This window comes from Anaeromusa acidaminophila DSM 3853, assembly GCF_000374545.1.
GTDB classification, from domain to species: domain Bacteria; phylum Bacillota; class Negativicutes; order Anaeromusales; family Anaeromusaceae; genus Anaeromusa; species Anaeromusa acidaminophila.
In genome coordinates, this window is record NZ_KB894607.1 from 34,523 (window position 1) to 50,462 (window position 15,940).

Annotated in this window: 16 protein-coding genes; 2 read left to right on the top strand and 14 right to left on the bottom strand. The window is 48.9% G+C overall.

Annotated features, from left to right (window positions below):
• From C508_RS20750 to C508_RS0115335, 6 genes are all read right to left on the bottom strand, one after another.
• On the bottom strand, positions 1-230 hold a 230-nt coding region (locus C508_RS20750; protein ID WP_039797611.1), incomplete at its 3' end, for a translation initiation factor IF-2 N-terminal domain-containing protein.
• The gene (locus C508_RS0115315; protein WP_018704450.1) at positions 230-565 is read right to left on the bottom strand and encodes a L7Ae/L30e/S12e/Gadd45 family ribosomal protein; all 336 of its coding nucleotides are present in this window, start codon (positions 563-565) and stop codon (positions 230-232) included. The genes C508_RS20750 and C508_RS0115315, both read right to left, overlap by 1 nt.
• A complete protein-coding gene (gene rnpM, locus C508_RS0115320; RefSeq protein ID WP_018704451.1) occupies positions 565-831 on the bottom strand; it encodes an RNase P modulator RnpM in 267 nt (88 codons plus the stop codon). The genes C508_RS0115315 and rnpM overlap by 1 nt, the downstream gene beginning before the upstream one ends.
• A gap of 5 nt (positions 832-836) precedes the next feature.
• Positions 837-1,880, bottom strand: a complete 1,044-nt coding sequence (gene nusA, locus C508_RS0115325) for a transcription termination factor NusA (RefSeq protein ID WP_018704452.1) — start codon at positions 1,878-1,880, stop codon at positions 837-839.
• Between the two features lie 28 nt (positions 1,881-1,908).
• Entirely contained in the window at positions 1,909-2,367 is a 459-nt protein-coding gene (locus C508_RS0115330) for a ribosome maturation factor RimP (protein WP_018704453.1), read from the bottom strand.
• A 188-nt stretch (positions 2,368-2,555) separates the two neighbouring features.
• A complete protein-coding gene (locus tag C508_RS0115335; RefSeq protein WP_018704454.1) occupies positions 2,556-4,463 on the bottom strand; it encodes a type I glutamate--ammonia ligase in 1,908 nt (635 codons plus the stop codon).
• Positions 4,464-4,728: 265 nt separating this feature from the next.
• On the opposite strand from C508_RS0115335, the gene C508_RS0115340 reads away from it, so the two are divergent.
• Positions 4,729-5,004 (top strand): hypothetical protein, encoded by a 276-nt coding sequence (locus tag C508_RS0115340; protein ID WP_018704455.1) that lies wholly within the window; start codon positions 4,729-4,731, stop codon positions 5,002-5,004.
• 51 nt (positions 5,005-5,055) lie between these two features.
• Here the strand turns inward: C508_RS0115340 and ilvB are convergent, their stop codons facing one another.
• Genes ilvB through C508_RS0115375 form a run of 7 tightly spaced genes read right to left on the bottom strand, consistent with a single transcriptional unit; the run spans position 5,056 to position 12,590 of the window.
• Positions 5,056-6,714, bottom strand: a complete 1,659-nt coding sequence (gene ilvB, locus C508_RS0115345; RefSeq protein ID WP_018704456.1) for a biosynthetic-type acetolactate synthase large subunit — start codon at positions 6,712-6,714, stop codon at positions 5,056-5,058.
• 1 nt (position 6,715) lies between these two features.
• Positions 6,716-7,777 carry a 3-isopropylmalate dehydrogenase gene (leuB, locus tag C508_RS0115350; RefSeq protein ID WP_018704457.1) on the bottom strand — a complete coding sequence of 354 codons (1,062 nt, stop codon included), beginning with the start codon at positions 7,775-7,777 and terminating at the stop codon, positions 6,716-6,718.
• Entirely contained in the window at positions 7,774-8,274 is a 501-nt protein-coding gene (locus tag C508_RS0115355; protein ID WP_018704458.1) for a 3-isopropylmalate dehydratase small subunit, read from the bottom strand. Before C508_RS0115355 ends, leuB begins: the two co-directional genes overlap by 4 nt.
• Positions 8,271-9,536, bottom strand: a complete 1,266-nt coding sequence (gene leuC / locus C508_RS0115360; protein ID WP_018704459.1) for a 3-isopropylmalate dehydratase large subunit — start codon at positions 9,534-9,536, stop codon at positions 8,271-8,273. Before leuC ends, C508_RS0115355 begins: the two co-directional genes overlap by 4 nt.
• A complete protein-coding gene (locus tag C508_RS0115365) occupies positions 9,536-11,071 on the bottom strand; it encodes a 2-isopropylmalate synthase (protein ID WP_018704460.1) in 1,536 nt (511 codons plus the stop codon). Before C508_RS0115365 ends, leuC begins: the two co-directional genes overlap by 1 nt.
• Positions 11,072-11,097: 26 nt before the next feature.
• Complete coding sequence (gene ilvC, locus C508_RS0115370) at positions 11,098-12,093, bottom strand: ketol-acid reductoisomerase (protein WP_018704461.1); 996 nt, start codon at positions 12,091-12,093, stop codon at positions 11,098-11,100.
• Between the two features lie 23 nt (positions 12,094-12,116).
• Positions 12,117-12,590 (bottom strand): acetolactate synthase small subunit, encoded by a 474-nt coding sequence (locus C508_RS0115375; protein ID WP_018704462.1) that lies wholly within the window; start codon positions 12,588-12,590, stop codon positions 12,117-12,119.
• A gap of 841 nt (positions 12,591-13,431) precedes the next feature.
• Here C508_RS0115375 and C508_RS0115380 point away from each other — a divergent pair.
• On the top strand, positions 13,432-15,435 hold the full coding sequence (locus C508_RS0115380) for a serine hydrolase domain-containing protein (protein ID WP_018704463.1): 2,004 nt from the start codon (positions 13,432-13,434) through the stop codon (positions 15,433-15,435).
• 299 nt (positions 15,436-15,734) lie between these two features.
• Here the strand turns inward: C508_RS0115380 and C508_RS20570 are convergent.
• Positions 15,735-15,940 (bottom strand): hypothetical protein (locus C508_RS20570; RefSeq protein WP_215731984.1); only part of this gene is annotated, 206 nt, incomplete at its 5' end.

Consider the following 15,940-nt stretch of genomic DNA (forward strand, 5'->3'; position numbering starts at 1 on the left):
CCTTGCGGACGCGGAGCCTGCTGGCCTTGCGGACGCGGAGCCTGCTGGCCTTGCGGCGCCTGTTGTTTTCCTAAGTGCTTACGCACCAAATCTATACCTTTTTCATCCACATTGCTCATGTGATTTTTAACCGGCACTTCATTTTTTGACAGCAATTCCATGATATCTTTGCTGCTGGTATGATATTCTTTGGCGAGTTCAAAAACCCGATATTTACTGTTATTAGACATCAATCCACCCCCATGTTCATTTCGCTTTGGCGAACAAGCTCTTGCACGCGCGCAGCGAACCCCTTATCCGTCAAAGCCACCGCCGCTCGATGGGCTTTGCCGATTCCTTCTCCCATCTCCAGTTTGGAGGAAAAAAGGATATATGTGACCCCGTAATAAGCTGCGGCATCTTGATAACTCTTACGGGTATTAGCGGAGGCATCGGCGGCAATCAGCAACAACTCAACCTTTTTTTGCTGCATTGCTTTGCGTACGGCTACTTCGCCTGAAATCAGCCTTCCCGCACGCTGCGCCAGCCCTAGCAGTGAAATAACACGCTGTTCTTGTAACGACATTATAAAGACTCCAATTGAGATTGGATTTGAGCATACACTTCGGGGCTTACGCTTTGCTTCAACGCTTTTTCTAAGCGCTTCCCTTTGTACGCCGCCTCCACACAAGCCGCCGCCTTACAGACATAGGCCCCTCGGCCAGCTTTTTTACCAGTAGGATCGATAAAAATCTCACCTTCAGGAGATCGAACAATGCGCAGCAGTTCTTTCTTGGTCTTCATTTCCTGACAGCCGACACACATGCGTTGGGGTACTTTTTTTTGCACCATTGTGCTCACTCCTCGCCTTGTGCTTGAGACTCACTTTTTATATCAATTTTCCATCCGGTCAGCTTAGCTGCCAAACGAGCATTTTGTCCTTCTTTACCAATCGCCAGCGACAGTTGATAGTCCGGCACAATGACTTTCGAGATTTTTTCCGCCTCATTGACGTCTACGGAGACAACCTTCGCCGGACTTAAAGCATTGGCAATATATTTCCCCGGATCTGGATTCCATTTGACAATGTCAATTTTTTCACCTCGGAGTTCATTGACGATTGTCTGGACCCTTGTTCCTTTATGTCCTACACAGGCGCCTACAGGATCTACGTTCTCGTCGCGAGAATAGACAGCTATTTTCGAACGATGCCCAGGTTCTCTGGCCACCGATTTAATTTCAACAACGCCATCGTGAATCTCCGGCACCTCAAGCTCAAACAGGCGCTTCAAGAGACCGGGATGGGTGCGCGAAACCATAATCTGCGGTCCTTTAGTAGTTTTCTTTACTTCAATGATATAAGCCTTGACACGCTCTCCATGTCGATAGTTTTCACCTATAATCTGTTCCGCCGGCGCCAAAATAGCTTCGGTTTTTCCTAGATCAATAAAAACATTTTTTTGTTCAATGCGCTGCACAATGCCAGTTAAAATATCACTGGATCGATTCGAAAATTCCTCATAAATAATGCCCCGTTCCGCTTCGCGGATACGTTGCACAACCACCTGCTTAGCCGTCTGCGCGGCAATGCGGCCAAAGTCCTTAGGCGTAACTTCTACCTCAACAATATCTTCCACTGCGTAGTTTGGATTATGACTGCGCGCCTCTTGCAAGTCCATTTCCAAACGAGCATCATCAACAGCTTCTACAACATTTTTGCGTGCAAACACCTTAATTTCTCCGGTAATTCGATCCAGTTGAACCCGGACATTAGCTGCCGTTTGAAAATTTCGCTTATATGCGGAAATCAACGCCGCTTCAATGGCGTCAAAAAGCACTTCCGGCGCAATCCCCTTTTCTTTCCCCAGTTGTTCAAAAGCTTGCATGAATTCTGCGTTCACCCACGATTCCTCCTATTGAGTTTTCAGCTTAAAATACAATCTCCAACGAAACCTTTGCAGTTTTTTCCCTCGGAATAGCGATTTCCCCTTCTGCTCCTTGCAGAAAGATTACATCGTTTTCCAAACGCAACAACTCACCAACTAGCATCTTTTCGCCATTTATAGGCGCAAAGAGATGCACCTCGACGCGTTCCCCCAAGTGTCGCGCAAAATCGCGTTCCTTCTTGAGAGGACGATCGAGGCCAGGTGAGGATACTTCCAGATAATAGCTTTCCTTGATTGGATCCAGTTCATCCAGCTTGCTGCCCAGTTGCTCGCTGATCCATTGACAGTCTTCTAATTCAATACCGCCTTCCTTATCCAGGAATACGCGCAAATACCATTCTCGTTCCTTCACATACTCAACGTCTACCAACTCCAAGGCTGTGCCGGCAATCATGGCTTGAACCAATTCTTCTACCAATGTCTCCACATGCACTTTTGCCATGGATTCACCTCCTTCAACTGCAATCCTGTCTGCCATAAGATGAAAGAGTGGGTGCATCACCCACTCTTAACGACAATCACATAATAATTCTCATTAAAGTATAGCATCGAATAACCGGACTGACAAGATAGCGCCGCAAAAAACATCCCCGGCTATTGGCCGGGGATGTTTTGCGCCTCAACACGCACTTAGCATTCGATAATGTTCTGCTCGTAAGCAATATAAAGGGATTTAAGCTCTTCCACTTTAGCAGCCATTTCAACCTGCAGCTCGGAAGCCATAGCATAGTCGCCATCTGCCAGTGCTTCACGAATACGGGTAAATAGGCTTTTTTGAGCCAAAGTATCTTTCGCCAAGTAAACCCGCAGTGCCTGAATTTGATCCCAATGATACAGATCCAAATCTACTGCAGTTTCTGCTTCATGGAGGCAGCAAGAATATTTAACAATATCCATGTTTGTAGCAATAATGCTTTGGTTCAATTCGGTTTTCCAACGAACCAAAGCGCCAGCCACAAAGGCGTCGATCAGTTCTTTGCGGAAGACGCCGCCTTGAGTAAGAACTGCGACTTTCTCCGGATAAGTTTCAATCGCCTGCATATTCTCCCAAACAGTAGCCGGAGGCTTGCTGAACAAGCGATCCCGCTCTTCTGCGGTATAATCTTCAAACACATCATGCTCGCTACGATATGCACGATCTTTTTCCAGATAGAAGCCATCTACGCCAGCATCTTTAGACAGTTCCGCTTCCAATTCTTTCGTAGTCTTGCCGGAAGCCACAGCCGCCTTGATACCATCCAACATGCTCAGGTAAAATGCGCTCAATGCAATATAAGTGTTGGTGTACGGATTGGGGGCGCGCACTTCAAAGCGAGTAGCGTACGGATTGTCGATATCACGCACCAAACCAGCCAAAATAGTACGATTACGAGACGGAACAGCTGGGTTATGTCCCAGCGAGGTAACAATGCAAACAGGCGCTTCAAAACCAGGTTTCAAACGGTTAAGAGAATCATTTGTAGCCGAAACGAATGGGTTTACTACTTCATAGTTTTTCAGCAGACCCATGATTGCGCCGTAGCCGACGGAGCTAAGGAAATCCGCCTTCATATCAGTAGGCGAGAAGAGGTTGACGATTTTGCCGGATTTCAAACGGGCGGCAATGCCTACATGAGTATGTTCCCCGCTGCCTGCAACACCGATGATCGGTTTTGCTTTAAAGGTAACATCCAAACCGTTAGCACGGAATACTTCTTTAACAAGAATGCGCGCCTGCAGCTCATTATCAGCAGTCTGTACCGCATTAGAATATTTCCAGTCAATTTCCAACTGTTCTAAAACATAAGCTAAATGGCCAGTTTCATCAATGCGAGACTTAACACCGCCAACTTCTTTATGACCCATTTCCGGCTGCAAACCGTATTTTTCCAAAGCCAGAACTGCCTGCTCCATAGCGGTACGAACTTCACCGCGAGTACGCTGCCAGTACTGTTCCTGCATTACCTGCGAAGCGGACAATTCCGCTACATCCGCTTTATTGGTAGGCGTTTTAACCCAAAATTCCAACTCGGTAGCCGAGGTGAAGAGAATTTCTTCAATTTCATCCCCTTTTGCATGGGTGATACCCGCCAAGTTGGGATTCGCTTTAAACAAATTCAACAATTCAGATTTAATGTATTCCAGACTATCTGTCAAAATAGCTCGGGAATCCACGCGCAGATCGTTATGAATCAAGAATCCGGGAATGCGCAGCGTTCCCACAGGTTTACCGCTTTCTTCATCGAAGTGTTCATAATTGTAATCAACAAACCAATTGACATTTCGGTCGCCAGTCATGTCAACACGAGCGTTGTTCAAGGTAGCCAAGCCAGTCAAAACTACGGAAGATCCGTCAGTTTGTACGACGCCGCCGTTTAGAAATTTTTCAATGTCATCCAAGAAAATTTCTACCGGAATTTTTTCATCTGTATCGTTGCCGGCCAAATCCACACCGACGAGCGAAACAAATTTAATCTCAGGACGTGCTTTCAGGAGCGCTTTTACTTCTTCAGTACCATTCTGTTCCGGAGAAATAACGTACAACAAATCGTTTGCCATGCTCTTCACCTCTTAGTTAATCTTTCAATACAAATCAACAAACAATTCGGTATGCAAAAAAATAGACCACCCCCTTGGTTGCTCTAGAATGAACAATGCAAGGACGGGTCGTCATTGACCTCATGCACACCTTGTAATTTTGTATGTTTTATTTATAACACAGGACGTACTTTCTGTCCAGACTTTTTTCGTTTTTCCAGAGGAAAAAAATACGTTTTGTCGAAAATAGAACAGTAGATTTAAAACCGTTAAGGAGGACTTTATTATGTTGGGAATGTCGCAAGAGCAGTTGGAGCAGGCAATTCACGAATGGTTTGAAAACAATCAAGACAAAGTAAGCATGTTTATCGAAGGCTTTGAAGCTGCCGGCGCAGATGATGATGATGTATATAACCTCGTCTCAAAAGTAATGGCTTCAGTGGGCTCTACTGTCGCCATGTCGGCGGTTACAGAGATCATCGCTCGCAATAACGCCTTGTTAAGTGAACAAATTGATGCGCTGATTGAAGAGCGCCTTGCTGCGGCGCTAAAAAAATCCTAGTCAACAAAACAAAAAGGCTGTGTTGAAACTACGTTTCTGCACAGCCTTTTTTTATATAGACTCAATAAATTCATTCAATTGACCGCCTGGTTTCAACATGGGCCTTACCTGTTGCGACTCTACCTTGGCTACGAGCACAAAGGGTTTTTTCTCTTGCCAGGCGCGCTGAAAAGCCGCAGTAAAGTCCGCTCGATTTTGCGCAACTGCCCCTTCAACGCCCAAAGCGTTGGCCATGCCTACAAAATCAAACTCTTTTAGAATGGAGGAACTACACCGTCCTTCAAAAAATAATTCTTGCCATTGCCGCACCATGCCTAGAGAACCATTATCCAAAACAATAGAAATTACCGGGGCTTCCGTGCTGGCAATAGTATGCAATTCCATGCCGGTCATACGAAAACTTCCGTCGCCGCAAATATGAACCACCCTGGCTTCCGGGCAAGCCGTCTGCGCGCCTAAAGCGGCAGGCATGCCAAAGCCCATAGTTCCAAATCCTCCGGAAGTAAGCCACGTGCGAGGCTGCTGCAATGTTAAATGCTGCGCCGCCCACATTTGATGCTGCCCCACATCGGTGACAAATACCGTGCGGTGATCCTGCGTCTGCCTGGAAAGAAACTTCATAATCCAAGGCCCATCCAACAACATTTCATCCGCTTCTTGTCCGCTTTCACGCCACTTTTGAATTTGCCGCCACCAGTCAATTCGTTCCTGTTTAGGCATCTTTTCCAAAAGATCTTGGGCCAACAAACCCACGTTTCCTGTTAACCCTACATGGGAAGGAATGTTTTTACCGATCTCCACCGGATCGATATCCAATTGGATAATCGTTTTCCCTTTAACAAATTCAGGTTTTGCCGTCACAAAGCGATCACTGAACCGACAGCCTATGGCTAATACTACATCGGCGTGGTGTACCGCCAAATTAGCCGCCTCATGTCCATGCATCCCCGTAAGGCCGAGAAAAAGCGGGTCATCCCCCGCCACCACGCCTAAGCCCATTAGCGTGCTTACAACAGGCATATCTAAATGCCTAGCCAAGGCTCTGACCTGTGGCGCAGCGCCAGCTCTCACCGCTCCTCCGCCCACCTGCATAACCGGGCGTTTAGCCGTTGCTAAAGCTTGCGCTGCCGCTTCCAAGCCTGTGTCCGGCCAACTTATCGGACGAGCTGGCGTTACAAAGCAAGGATATATTTCCTCTTCATCCACTTCTAACGTTTGTATATCCCTGGGAATATCTAAAATGACGACACCAGGCCGCCCGCTGGCGGCAATCCGAAAAGCTTCATGAACAATCTGGGGAATACGAGCCACTTCTCTAACAACAAAACTGTGCTTTGAAATAGACAAAGTCATCCCTGTTATGTCTACTTCCTGAAACGAATCCTTCCCCATCAAGCCGGTTGCCACTTGGCCAGTTATCGCCACAATCGGAACAGAATCCATATGCGCCGTCGCTAGTCCCGTAATCAAATTAGTAGCTCCAGGCCCCGACGTCGCCAGGCAAACACCCACCCGCCCGCTAACGCGCGCGTAGCCGTCCGCCGCATGAGCCGCACCTTGTTCATGCACGGTCAACACATGCCGAATTTCCTCCTGCCGGTATAATTCATCATACACCGGCAAAATAGCTCCACCCGGATAGCCAAATATCACCTCTACGCCCTCATTTTTTAGGGATTCAACCAATAAATTGGCGCCGGTGCGTTTCATTTTATCCCTCCAGTTCCGCCTCAATGCGATTGGCTAGCTCCTGTGTCGATACCTTTGTGTACCCCTTACGGTACGTATCAGCAGTACGATATCCCTGCAGCCATACGCGACGTACCGCATCACGAATAGCACCGCCCACGCCCGGAGCTTCCAGCGCCATTTCTGCGCAAAAAGCAGCCGATAAAATCATGCCAACCGGATTGGCAATGCCTTGTCCGGCTATGTCCGGAGCCGAACCGTGAATCGGCTCGAACAGGCTAGGTCCTTCTCCCAAACTGGCTGAAGGCATCATGCCGATGGAACCAGTCAAAACGGCTGCTTCATCGCTTAGAATATCGCCAAAAAGATTGCTCGTAACAATTACGTCAAACCGGGCCGGGTTCGTCACAAGCTGCATGGCGCAATTATCAACATACATATGCTCCCACTGTAGCTCTTTATACTCTTCAGCAACGACAGTAGCCGCTTTCCGCCATAGCCTGGACGTAGCTAACACATTGGCTTTATCTATAGAAGTGACTTTCTTGCGCCGCCGCGAGGCAATTTGCGCTGCTAATTGCAAAATGCGGTTTACTTCCTGAAGACTGTAACATTCCATATCACTGGCAAATTCATCGCCTTCCTGACGCTCACCGTAGTAAATGCCGCCGCCCAACTCCCGGACTATAATTAAATCCGTGCCCTCTAGGCGCTCCTTTTTCAAAGGAGACGCTTCCTCATCAGAAAAGGCCGCTTCAACCGGGCGCAAGTTAGCATAAAGACCTAAGGATTTACGCAGGCCTAAAATGGCTTTTTCCGGCCGTTTTGCCGGTTCTACGGAATCCCATTTAGGATCTCCTACCGCCCCCAGCAATACCGCGCTAGCTCCTTGCGCCGCCTTAACCGTCGCTTCTGGCAAAGGTTCGCCATATGCCTCTAAAGCAGCGCCGCCTGCTAACAAATTGACAAAAGTACAAGCCAGATTTTGCTGTTTGGCTGCTTTTCCAAACACCTGCAGTGCGACTTCCATAATTTCCGGCCCAATGCCGTCGCCAGCAACAACCGCTAACTGTGCTTCTCTCATATGACGCTCCTTTCAGCCTGTTCCCGTACATACGCAATCAAACCGCCGGCTTGCGCAATCTCCGCCACAAAAGCAGGCAAAGGAGCCGCCTCAATAACAACGCCGGTTGTCAAATTTTCAATGCGGCCTTCTTCTAAATGCAGCTTCAGCTGATCCCCTTGTCGAAGCTCCTTGATCTTATCGCCCACTTCCAGCATGGGCAGGCCGATATTGATAGCATTGCGAAAAAAAATACGGGCAAAACTGTGGGCAATAACACAGGAAATGCCGCAGGCTTGAATGGCTACCGGAGCATGCTCGCGCGAAGAACCGCAGCCAAAATTACGTCCGGCCACCATAATATCTCCAGCCTGAACCTGGCTGCGGAAGGATTCGTCAATATCTTCCATACAATGTTTAGCCAATTCCGCAGGCTCAGAAGTGCTCAAATAACGCGCAGGGATAATTACATCGGTATCCACATGGTCCCCGTATTTCCAAACTCGTCCGTTCTTCATTTGCATACCTCCTCGGGCGTTCCGATTCGGCCCAGCACCGCGCTGGCCGCCGCCACTCCAGGGCCTGCCAAGTACACTTCACTGTCTACATGGCCCATACGGCCTCTAAAATTCCTGTTTGTGGTCGCTACCGCTTTTTCTCCTGCTGCCAAAATACCCATATGCCCGCCTAAGCATGGACCGCAAGTCGGCGTACTGACAGCGGCTCCTGCTTCAATAAAAGTATCAACATAGCCGCAGGCAATGGCTTGCCGGTACACTTCCTGACTTCCCGGGATAATAATGGCGCGCACATGAGGATGCACTTGCCGTCCCTGCAATACTGCCGCGGCTTGAGCCAAGTCCTCCAGCCTCCCGTTCGTACAGGAACCGATGATAACCTGATCAATCGCCACCTGTGTCAATTCCTTGGCTGGAGCTACATTTTCCGGCAGATGCGGTTTGGCTACAACCGGCTCTAATTGCGATAGATCAATACGCAACGTCTTTTCGTACACCGCATCAGCATCCGCCTCCACCGCTTCGTAGCTGCGCGACACCCGGCCTGCAAGATACTCGCGCGTCACCTCATCAACAGGAAAAATGCCGTTTTTCGCGCCCGCTTCAATGGCCATATTCGCTACGGTCAACCGATCAGACATAGACAAAGAAGCAACACCAGGTCCAGTAAATTCCAGCGATTCATAGCGCGCGCCTTCTACGCCAAGTTGACCGATTACCGTCAAAATTACATCCTTGCCGCCGACCCAGGGAGGCAGCGCCCCTACAAGTTCCACCCGAATGGCCGCGGGAACTTTAAACCAAGTACTGCCCGCCGCCATAGAGGCTCCCAAATCGGTAGACCCCACGCCGGTAGAGAAAGCTCCGATTGCGCCATAGGTGCAGGTATGGGAATCTGCGCCGATAATTACTTCCCCCGGCGCTACCAGCCCGACTTCCGGCAGCAAAACATGTTCAATTCCCATCCGGCCTACTTCATAATAATGAACAATGCCAGCCTCTTTCACAAAATCGCGCATTTCCTTCGCCTGCTGCGCCGAGGCAATATCCTTGTTCGGCGTGAAATGATCAGGAATCAGCGCTATTTTCGCCGGATCAAATACAGGAACGCCAATTTTACGAAACTCGCGAATGGCTGGAGCTCCTGTAATGTCATTAGCCAAGGCCAGATCAATAGGACAACGGATGATTTGTCCCGCTTGCACCGTTTCCAGCCCCGCCTTGCGAGCCAATATTTTTTGGGTCATTGTCATGCCAGCCATCAGCCCGCCTCCTTTGCTGCAGGAACGCCACATTCGGAAATCATTTTATTCAGGGCATTCAAGTATGCTTTAGCGCTCGCCTCCACCACGTCGGTTGAAATGCCACGTCCATTAAAGGAACGACTGCCTTGCCCAACCGAAACCGAAGCCTCTCCCATAGCGTCCTGCCCGGCCGTCACCGAACGCAGTTGATAATCCTTCAGGTCCACTTCAAAGCCAACTGCAGCATTTATGGCCTGGAATACCGCATCAACCGGTCCATCTCCACAGGCCGCCTTCTCCACAACGCCGCTGCTGCTTTCAATTTTAACGGCAGCAGTTGCCGAAATATCACTGCCGCTGGAAACCTGGTGGCTTTGCAAGCGAAACCATTCCGGTTTTTTGGCTTGTTGGCCTTCTCCGACCAACGCTTCCAGATCCCTATCAAAAATTTGCTTTTTCTTATCTGCCAACGTTTTAAAATTGCCAAATACCTCATCCAGTTTTTCCGTTGACAACTCATAGCCCAATTCCTTCAAGCGATCTTCTACGGCATGACGTCCGGAATGTTTCCCCAAGACCAACGAAGTCTTTTGCATGCCTACACTAGCGGGACTAATGATTTCATAGGTGGATGCATGGTTCAGCATGCCGTGCTGATGAATACCGGATTCATGCGCAAATGCGTTGTCGCCCACAATCGATTTATTCGGTTGTACCACAATGCCCGCAAAGGTACTGACAAGGCGCGAAGTCCGGTACAGCTGCTGCGATTGAATGTTTGTCTCCATCTGATAGAAATCATTGCGTGTCGCCAAGGCCATCACAATTTCTTCTAAAGCCGCATTTCCGGCCCGTTCTCCCAAACCGTTAATAGTGCATTCAATCTGCGCAGCACCGGCTCCTACAGCCGCCAGGGAGTTAGCTACGGCCATCCCCAGGTCATTGTGACAGTGGACGCTAAATACGGCTTGATTGGCATCCGCAATATGCGCACGCAGGTAACGAATCAATTTGGCAAACTCTTCCGGCAGCGTATAACCCACCGTATCGGGAACATTCACTGTTTTGGCGCCGGCGCGTATAGCAGTGCTATACGCCTGACATAAAAAATCCCAATCCGACCGCGATGCGTCTTCTGCGGAAAATTCAACATCCGGTGTCAAAGAGCAAGCATAGCGCACAGCACTGTCAATGCGTTCCAAGGCTTCTTGTCGGCTCATTTTCAGTTTATGCTTCAAATGAATATCGCTGGTAGCCAAGAAAGTATGAATACACGGCTGTTGGGCCGCTTTCACGGCCTCCCAGGCGCGATCAATGTCGTTTTTAGCGGCCCTTGCCAAGGCGGCTACAACTGGTTTTTTAACCGCTTTAGCCACAGCCTCTACCGCTGCAAAATCTCCAGGAGAAGCGATGGGAAAGCCAGCTTCAATTACATCCACGCCAAGTTTTTCAAGCGCAAGGGCAATCTCCACCTTCTCATTTAGCTCCAGGCATACCCCTGGCGTTTGTTCTCCATCACGCAGTGTAGTATCAAAAATCCGTATCTTTCCCATTTTTTCTTCCTCCTCTTATCAGTTTATCAACGTTGTTTCAGCCAGGACATCTGTCCACGCAGTTTTTTGCCTACTTCCTCAATCGGATGCTGCGCTTCCTGCTGGCGTCTAGCCAAGAAGCCGGGACGGTTAGCTTGATTTTCCAAAATCCAGTTTCTTGCAAAAGTTCCCTCTTGGATCTCCGCCAAGACTTGCTTCATTTCTTTACGAGTTTCTTCCGTAATAATGCGCCGACCAATACTGTAATCGCCATATTCGGCAGTATCACTAATGGAATAGCGCATGGCCGCCATGCCGCCTTCGTACATTAAATCCACAATCAGTTTCATTTCATGGAGGCATTCAAAGTATGCCAATTCCGGTTTATACCCAGCTTCCACGAGCGTATCAAAACCTGCCTTGATAAGCTCCGTACAGCCGCCGCACAGTACTGCCTGCTCTCCAAAAAGATCTGTTTCCGTCTCATCTTTGAACGAGGTAAACATGACCCCGGCCCGAGTGCCGCCGATTCCCTTGGCGTAAGCCAGCGCCAGTCCTTCTGCCTGACCTGACACATCCTGATACACTGCCGCCAAACAGGGAACCCCGCCACCTTCCGTAAATACGCGTCGCACTAAATGTCCCGGCCCTTTGGGAGCCACCATAAATACGTCCACGTCAGCTGGAGGCACAATTTGGTGAAAATGAACGTTGAAACCATGGGCAAACGCCAAAGCCTGTCCTGCCCGCAAATTTGGCGCAATTTCCTCAGCATAAAGGCGGGCTTGTTTTTCATCAGGAATCAAAACCATAATGATATCTGCACGTTTTACCGCTTCGCCAGGAGTAGTCACTTCTAAACCAGCTTGTTTCGCTCGTTCCCTTGAAGCACTTTGCTCCGGCAGGGCTACAATTACCTTTACCCCGCTTTCATGCAAATTCAATGCATGCGCATGCCCCTGGCTGCCGTAACCGACAACCGCCACCGTTTTATTTTCTATCAACTTCCAGTTCGCATCCTTGTCATAAAGCATATGTTCCATCCCAATCCCGCTCCTCTCTTTACTCAAGCTCCAGTTTCCTGGTGCCAACTCGCAGGTCCTGTTCTTCTACTTTCTTGCAATCCCCAGGACTCCGCTTCTAAAATCCAACCGTTTACTTCTTCCACCGAACCTGTTACTTCCATAACCCAACAAGAATCTTGTGTTTCCGCCAATAATCGGACCTGCCCTCGTTGTAGCCATCGCGCCGTAGCTGCCTGTTTAGGAACTTTTAAGATCGCCAGTTCACGACACAAATTTTTGTCTTGCTGCAGTGCTTCCACACAAATAACATCTTCTAATCGTTCTAAATACTTGCATACCTGTGCCGCCTGCGCCTCCTCCACATCCACTCCAAGAGAAACATGTCCTGTAGGGCTGTCAGGCGCCAAATCTGCTGTCATGCTACGCAGAGCAACATCACGTCGGTACAGCAAGTTTACCAAGCGTAGTAATACTCCTGGGTGATTGTGTACGCGAACAGCCAGCACGTAATGCATACTTCTCTCCTCCTTTCGTTTTTGCTATTTATGGGAACATTGCAAAGCAATGTTGCACCCGGATACCTAAGCCGGAAAGAACTTACCGAAAAAAGGGTATAAAAAATACGCCCTCCGGTTTCCCGATAGGGGCGTTTAAACGCGGTACCACCCTACATTGTACTTTGCCGATTTACGCTCGGACACGTTTCTGCGTACTTGCTTTCCGCAGAACAGCTCCCGGATGAGATTTCTTTCCTGCTGGCCCCGGTTCGCAGCAACCACCGGTTCTCTGAGCCCAGTACTAGGATTGAACATTCCGTTCTTCGCCTTTGAAGTATTCATTTTTAATACTGTGTACATTATCCTTGATTTACTATCATCTGTCAATAGTCTTTTTTACATTTTTAATGATATTTTTTACGCGTTTTTATGTTGTTGTAAACTAACACATTCCATAGAACCACCAAAAAACTTGTATTCATCTGGAAAATATGTTTAATGTCCATTTTCCTAACACTCGCCAAACAACTGCGACTTTGTTATTAAAGTACTATCTTAATGCTGACAGTAGCTCAGCTCCATCACGCAACTTCGGAAAATTTAGAAAGAGCTATGTGCTTTGGAAAGGTTTTGGATGGTTCCAGCAGGTAAAGAAAAATTACTTTAAATAAGAGGAGTGTTGATTGTCTGCAAGGGGTTTCCAAAATTAATCTAGAATAGTTAAATAATATACCATAATTTGGAATTTCAAACTATACTCTGACAGTAGCAGAGAATACGATGGTCTACAGAAAGACAAGCGCCATGCGACACCTTTACTGTGCTGGCGTACTGAACCTAAATAAAAGGAGGTTTCTTTATGAGAAAAACTCAAATGCTGGTGGGATGCCTGCTAGCCATAATGCTGGCAGTGCTGCCACCGACAGTATGCCTAGCGGCTGATAATTCCGCCGTTGATGCCGCCAAAGTCTTTGCCCGTACAGAAGCCTGGAAAATTATTAATGCCGGCGTTGCTGACAGCGCGACCGTAGCCGTCCTGGATGATGGAGTTACGGTTTATGCCGAAGGCTTCGGCATGGCCGACCGGCTACAGAGTTTGCCAGTCGACAAGAACACTCTTTTCAACATAGGCTCGATCAGCAAGGTCTATGTGGCCACCGCTATCATGCTGCTGGTCGACGACGGCAAGGTGAATCTCGACGCTCCGGCGGTTACCTACCTACCTGAATTCACCATGCTTGACGAGCGCTACAAAGACATCACCGTACGCATGCTCCTTAACCATTCTTCCGGCCTGCCCGGCACCGTCGGACCTAACAGCTTCGGCTACCAATACAATACGGACATTTACCGGGAAGTTCTCGATATTCTAGCACATTCCCATCTCAAAAGTCAGCCTGGTGAACTTGCACCCTATTGTAACGACGGGTTTACCCTTGCCGAAATGATCGTAGCCAAAGTCTCCGGAATGAGTTATATTGACTTTCTCCAACAGCGGATCTTCTCGCCGCTGGCCCTGAAATATACCGGCACGGGGGTCTCCGATCGTCCTGAGAAAAACCTGCTTGTCGCCAAGCGCTATACCAAAGCCGGCAAGGCGTTGCCATTGGAAGCGCTATCTCTGCTTGGCTCAGGCGGGCTATCGGCCACTGCTGAGGATCTATGCCGTTTTGCCGATAGTTTTTCGCCCGTTGGCCACCATATTTTGTCTCCGGCTTCCTTGGCGGAAATGAAAAAAGTCCAGCCTCCTGGTTTCGCTGGCAAGCTGCACAATCCGAACTCCACCTTTGGCCTGGGCTGGGATTTCGCCGAAATTCCAGCTTTGAAAACCAAGGGCATTCATGTTCTCGGCAAAAACGGCGGTACTGGACAATATAGTTCCATGTTGATCACCATACCCGATAAAAGAATATCGGTCGCAGTCATCTTCGCCGGTCCCCAAGCTAATGCCACCATGTTCGGCTATGATCTGCTCAAGACATACCTAAGCACGAAAGGCTTGCTAACAATCGAGCTGAACCCTGTTGCGATCCCATTGAAGGGAGAACCCATCCCGGTCGAACTGCAAGCATATGAAGGATACTACATTCACGGAGGCGACTTAGCAAAGGTCAGTCTTGATCAATCCGCAAACATGCTCACTCTGTACTATACAAACGGCACCGAGGAAGTTAAGGCATTTTCAGCGTTATATAATGATGGCTATTTCCGCGATGCCACGGGACAGCACTACTTTGCTACCGTCGATGGTCGTCGATACCTGGTTAGGCATGATGCCAAATTCAATTTAGACAGTATCGAAGGCGAAAAGATCGAGCAACTGGCTGCGCCGCAAGAGCTTGCCGTTAGCCTGAACGGGCAGATGTGGCTGCGCCGCAATGCAAAAGCCTTTGAAGAATGGCAGAATATGTACCCGTATGTCATGCCTGCTCAACGTCTATCCAGCCTGCCCGGTTATGTCGATTTTGGCGGTGTCAAGAAGGTCACCGGCCCTTTGACCGCCAGTTACGCGGTGGCCAACATGCGCGATCTTTCAGAACTCAGCTTCTTCAAACGCGGAGACGAGCAGTGGGCCTGGCTAAGCGGCTTTCTCTTCAGTCAGGCTGAGACCGCCAAGCCGTGTTCCGGCGGCCCGATCAACCTCATTATCGGTAGCCAAGGCTATAACGAATGGCTGATACTTGACCAGGACGCACTCCTCAGCTTTGCCAAACCAGCTGGCGGTCGGATTCTTGTTTTTGATCCGGCTGGAAACTGCAAATTCGATAGTATCAGCGACAGCGGTGAAGTCTTTGCGGTTGCCGGCAGCTTTATTACTTTCGTCGGTAATCCGACCGATACTGTCACGGTCCAGGTCCGCTGACCGAGGCGAATTTCTTATTTACAGCGAATAGTTCTTTATATCCAAGGCGAATTTGCAAGTTCAAAGTCAACCTCCGCGACCGGCGTCTGCGGCAAAACTTTTGCGAGCGAAGCGATCCGCAGGGCATGCAAGACCAGCTGGAAGAATTAGAAATACGGATGTCTGAGCGCAGCGAGTTCCCGCATTTCCCTTTCAGCTGGCCTCGCAGGAGCTGAACGAGCTCTTGTTTTGAAGAAGACGCTGGGTGAAGAACGATATAAGGAAGCAATCGCCGCAGCGCGGTGTGATTGGCGAAACTTTTAGAGACGAGACGGTCCATAGGACAAAAAACGACGACTTTCAGGATAAGAAATATGGTTGTCTGAACGCAGTGAGTTTCCGTATTTCCCTGTAAGCCGTCGTTTTTTGAGTTGAGACTCTTCTTGTTTCGACAAGCACACCGCGCTAAAGCGGCTAACGAGAACGCCAATATCAAAACAAATAAGAACGCTACCAGCTATCTCAT

Excerpts from the sequence above, each read along its gene's own strand:
- ilvC (WP_018704461.1), bottom strand. The coding sequence starts at position 12,093 with ATGGAACATATGCTTTATGACAAGGATGCGAACTGGAAGTTGATAGAA.
- C508_RS0115335 (WP_018704454.1), bottom strand. The coding sequence starts at position 4,463 with ATGGCAAACGATTTGTTGTACGTTATTTCTCCGGAACAGAATGGTACT.
- ilvB (WP_018704456.1), bottom strand. The coding sequence starts at position 6,714 with ATGAAACGCACCGGCGCCAATTTATTGGTTGAATCCCTAAAAAATGAG.
- C508_RS0115375 (WP_018704462.1), bottom strand. The coding sequence starts at position 12,590 with ATGCATTACGTGCTGGCTGTTCGCGTACACAATCACCCAGGAGTATTA.
- C508_RS0115340 (WP_018704455.1), top strand. The coding sequence starts at position 4,729 with ATGTTGGGAATGTCGCAAGAGCAGTTGGAGCAGGCAATTCACGAATGG.
- C508_RS0115355 (WP_018704458.1), bottom strand. The coding sequence starts at position 8,274 with ATGAAGAACGGACGAGTTTGGAAATACGGGGACCATGTGGATACCGAT.
- C508_RS0115365 (WP_018704460.1), bottom strand. The coding sequence starts at position 11,071 with ATGGGAAAGATACGGATTTTTGATACTACACTGCGTGATGGAGAACAA.
- leuB (WP_018704457.1), bottom strand. The coding sequence starts at position 7,777 with ATGAGAGAAGCACAGTTAGCGGTTGTTGCTGGCGACGGCATTGGGCCG.
- rnpM (WP_018704451.1), bottom strand. The coding sequence starts at position 831 with ATGGTGCAAAAAAAAGTACCCCAACGCATGTGTGTCGGCTGTCAGGAA.
- C508_RS0115380 (WP_018704463.1), top strand. The coding sequence starts at position 13,432 with ATGAGAAAAACTCAAATGCTGGTGGGATGCCTGCTAGCCATAATGCTG.
- leuC (WP_018704459.1), bottom strand. The coding sequence starts at position 9,536 with ATGGCTGGCATGACAATGACCCAAAAAATATTGGCTCGCAAGGCGGGG.
- C508_RS0115315 (WP_018704450.1), bottom strand. The coding sequence starts at position 565 with ATGTCGTTACAAGAACAGCGTGTTATTTCACTGCTAGGGCTGGCGCAG.
- C508_RS0115330 (WP_018704453.1), bottom strand. The coding sequence starts at position 2,367 with ATGGCAAAAGTGCATGTGGAGACATTGGTAGAAGAATTGGTTCAAGCC.